Raw genomic sequence first — 3,562 nt, 5'->3', positions numbered from 1 at the left:
CGGGGAATACGCGGCCCTGCGCGACCCGGAGGTGATGGCCCGCAAGGAGGCCGAAGAAGCCCGGCTGCGCGCTGCCTGGACCCAGCGCAACCTGCCCGGCGACCCATGGGCCCTGGTCGAAGCCAGCGTCGCCCGCCATGCCGAGCGCTTCGATGAACTGACCGCCACCGAATACACCTACGGCAGCTTGCTGTCGCTGGCCGGCCTGCTGGTGGACCTGGCCCAGCAGCGCCCGCTGCCCGAGGACCAGCGCCTGGCCGCCTGGCGCGACAGCGAGTTGGTGCAGAACGAGCGCAAGCTGCGCGCCAAGGCGCCGTTCTACCCCGAGCTGGAAACCGTGCGCCTGGCCTGGGCGCTGGGCGAGGCGAAGAAGGTGCTGGGCGACAGCCATCCCTTCGTGACCACTGCCCTGGGCAGCGACACGCCCGAGGCCGCCGCGCAGCGGCTGGTGCGCGGCACCCAGCTGGCCGACCCAGCCGTGCGCGAATCGCTGATGCGTGGCGGCCAGGCGGCGATCGAAGCTTCGACCGACCCGATGATCGTGCTGGCCCGCACGCTGGCGCCGCAGAGGCTGGCGCTGGCCCACTTCAAGGAAGAAGCGCTGGACACCCCGGCCGAAAAGGCTGCCGCGATGATCGGCCAGGCCCGCTACGCATTGGGTGGCGCCAACGTCCCGCCGGACGCCACCGGCACGCTGCGCCTGTCCTACGGCACGGTCAAGGGCTACAGCGAACGCGGCATCCGCACCCCGTGGAAGACCACCTGGTCCGGCCTGCTGGACCGCGCCGACAGCTTCGACGACCGCATGCCCTTCACGCTGTCCACTCCGGTGGCCACGGCCCGGGCCAAGCTCAACCCCCGCACTGCGCTCAACTTCGTCAGCACCGCGGACATCATCGGCGGCAACTCCGGCTCGCCCGTGGTCAACGCCAAGGGCGAACTCGTCGGCCTGATCTTCGACGGCAACCTCGCCTCGCTCGGCGGCCGCTACCTCTACCGCGACGAATCGGCCCGCGCCGTGGCGGTCCACATCGATGCCATCCTGCAGGCGCTGGAGACGGTGTATGGCGCGCCGCAGCTGGCGAAGGAAATTCGCGGCGGCAGGTAGCACAGGGCCCAATGCAACAGGGCCCCCGCGCCAATGGCTTGGGGGCCCTGTGCTCACCGCGGGGGCGAGTCCGTCAGGCGCCGGCCGAGGGCCACAGCACCTGCGGGTCAGGTCAATCGCTCAGATGCGATCGATCGCGTCCTTGACCTTTTCCTTGGCGTCGCCAACGGTGGCCTGGGTCTTGCCGGCAACCTGGTCCACGCGGCCTTCGTTCTTCAGGCGATCATTGCCCACGGCCTTGCCGGCGGCTTCCTTGATCTTGCCCTTGACGTCTTCGACACGGCCTTGCACTTGATCCTTGTTCATGATGATCTCCTTTGAGTCGGCGCCGCGGGGTTCGCAGCGCATGGGCTCACTGTGCCGCCGAGGCCGCGAGGCGTCTGTCGTCCCTGGTCTTGCGTGTCTGTAGGCCTGGTCTGGTGCTGGTGAGCTGTCTCAGCTTCCCGCGATGAAGCGGTCCACGCGCGCGGCTTCGGCCACCAGGTCGGCCCGGCCGTCCAGCAGGTCCACCGGCCGGCGATGGCGCAGCCAGGCGTTGGGCGAGGCGAACCACTGGGTCCGGCCCCAGCCGTCCAGTGCCCTGGGCAGCTCGGCCAGGATGCGCTGCACTTCGGGTCGCAGGGAAATGCCGCCGGCGCTGAACTGGAACATTGGCAGCCAGGTCCAGCCTGACCAGTCGAAGCGGACCAGCTCGGCGCTGCCGGCAACGGCAGGCCTCAGCTGGGTTTCCCGTGCCAGGCCGCCGGAGTGCCGGTAGGCGGACAGCAGCGCGATGAACTGGCTGTCCTCGCAAGTGCCGCTGGCGTCTTCCAGCTGCAGGGCCGGCCGCGGCCTGGGGACGGGCAGCGGCGCGCCGCCGAAAGCCAGCAAGGCGTTTGGCATGGCATTCGGAACGTTGACGGCAAGCGATGAGGCGATCACGGCGGGCTCCTGCAATCCAGTCGGTGGGCAGGCCCATGATCGGCGCCGCGCGGCCGGCGCGCACCCCTCAGGCTGCGGGGTGAGAGGCCCTACTTTTGGCTGAGGCCGAAAAACAGGGCCTGCAGGCGTGAAGCCTGCAGGCCAGCGGCAAATGCGCAGGCGCGACCGGGCGTCTTCGTGGTCATGGCGCCCTGGTCACGCTCCCTCTCACATGCCTCCTGGCCTGCGCGATGATGTAGCAGGGCACTCGCGACCTGCCGTCCTGCGCAAGATCGGCCAGGTGCGGTGCAGCATTGAGCTTTGTTACAGCGATGCCGGGGCCTGGTAGGCCATCGCCCAAGGTGCCGACGCGGTCAAGTCCTACGCAGCGGGGGAGGGCGCGGCGCGCATCCTGCTGGGACCGCGCCTTGGCGCCAACAGGAGCAGTCGCCCATGAACAAGATTTCCTTCAAGTCCCATCGCCCGGTCACCCAGGCCGCTGCGGCAGCGCTTGCCTTCGGCGCCTTGGTGGCAATGGCGCCGTTGGCCGGAGCGGCCGGCGCGCCGCCCACGCTGCGTCCCGATGGCGTCGGCCCGGTGCGCGTGGGCATGGACACCTTCCAGATTCGAGCCGCGCTCGGCGAGAAGACCGTCAAGCTGCCCGACAACGCGCCGGACGCGCAGTGCTTCTACCTGCGCGCCCAGCAATACCCCGAGCTGCGCTTCTTGATGGAAGGCGGCACGCTGCGCCGCATCGACACACGTGAGCCCGGCATGAGCACCGCAGACGGCATTCGCCGAGGCGACACGCTGGCCAAGGTGCAGGCGCTGTATGGCGAACGCCTGAAGACCGAATCCAGCAAGACCGGTGGCGGCAAGGACTGGACGCTGACCGTGCAGGACCCGGACGGCGTGCACGCCACCCGCTTCGAGACCCGCGACGGCTACGTCGAGCACATCGTGGCCGGTTTCACCGAGCAGGTGGAGAACCCCGGCTGCGTTTGACAGCCTGAGTTCAGCGCGGCGCCTTGAAGGCCGGCATGTGCTGGCCTAGCCGCGCGCCCATCTCGGCGCCCAGCGCCTGGAGTGCACTCGCAGGGCGCACCATCACCTCGAACTCGGTGATCAGGCCGTCCGCGTTGAAGCGGATCAGGTCCACGCCCTTGAGCTGCTTGTCGCCCACGCGGGCGCTGAATTCCAGCGTCACGTCCAGCCCTTCGTCGCTGGCGAACTGGCGGTGGTATTCGAAGTCCTCGAAGACCTGCACCACGGTGCGCAGCACCAGCTTCAGCGCCGGCGCGCCGGCATAGGGCTGGTGCGCCATCGGCGAGCGGAACACCGCCTGCGGGTGCACGATCTCGTCCAGCCCGCTCAGGTCCTGGGCCGCAACCATGCGGTGCCAATGTGCCAGCGAGCGGGCGGCTGAGGCTTGCAGATGGGCGGGGGCTGTCATGGTTTGTCTCCTGTTGGATTGAAATGCCTCAAATGGCGAGCAAATGGCGAGCAAAGGGCGTTCAAAGGGCGTTCAAAGGGCGGCGCCGAGCTGCGTGCCCT

Annotated in this window: 5 protein-coding genes; 2 read left to right on the top strand and 3 right to left on the bottom strand. The window is 69.1% G+C overall.

The features are described 5' to 3' along the window. On the top strand, positions 1 to 1,108 hold a 1,108-nt coding region (locus tag FKP22_RS24250; RefSeq protein ID WP_141290232.1), incomplete at its 5' end, for a S46 family peptidase. Between the two features lie 120 nt (positions 1,109 to 1,228). On the opposite strand, the gene FKP22_RS24245 is transcribed toward FKP22_RS24250, so the two are convergent. Beyond that, on the bottom strand, positions 1,229 to 1,414 hold the full coding sequence (locus tag FKP22_RS24245) for a CsbD family protein (RefSeq protein WP_141290231.1): 186 nt from the start codon (positions 1,412 to 1,414) through the stop codon (positions 1,229 to 1,231). Positions 1,415 to 1,543: 129 nt separating this feature from the next. Beyond that, entirely contained in the window at positions 1,544 to 2,029 is a 486-nt protein-coding gene (locus FKP22_RS24240) for a hypothetical protein (RefSeq protein ID WP_141290230.1), read from the bottom strand. A 432-nt stretch (positions 2,030 to 2,461) separates the two neighbouring features. Between FKP22_RS24240 and FKP22_RS24235 the strand changes: the two genes are divergently transcribed. Further along, positions 2,462 to 3,013, top strand: coding sequence for a hypothetical protein (locus FKP22_RS24235; protein WP_141290229.1), 552 nt, complete (start codon positions 2,462 to 2,464; stop codon positions 3,011 to 3,013). A 10-nt stretch (positions 3,014 to 3,023) separates the two neighbouring features. On the opposite strand, the gene FKP22_RS24230 is transcribed toward FKP22_RS24235, so the two are convergent. Next, entirely contained in the window at positions 3,024 to 3,461 is a 438-nt protein-coding gene (locus FKP22_RS24230) for a nuclear transport factor 2 family protein (RefSeq protein WP_141290228.1), read from the bottom strand. Between the last annotated feature and the right edge of the window lie 101 nt (positions 3,462 to 3,562).

The sequence above is a fragment of the Ideonella azotifigens genome (assembly GCF_006519715.1).
Taxonomy (GTDB): domain Bacteria; phylum Pseudomonadota; class Gammaproteobacteria; order Burkholderiales; family Burkholderiaceae_C; genus Ideonella; species Ideonella azotifigens.
This window is presented reverse-complemented; position numbering and strand designations above follow the sequence as displayed.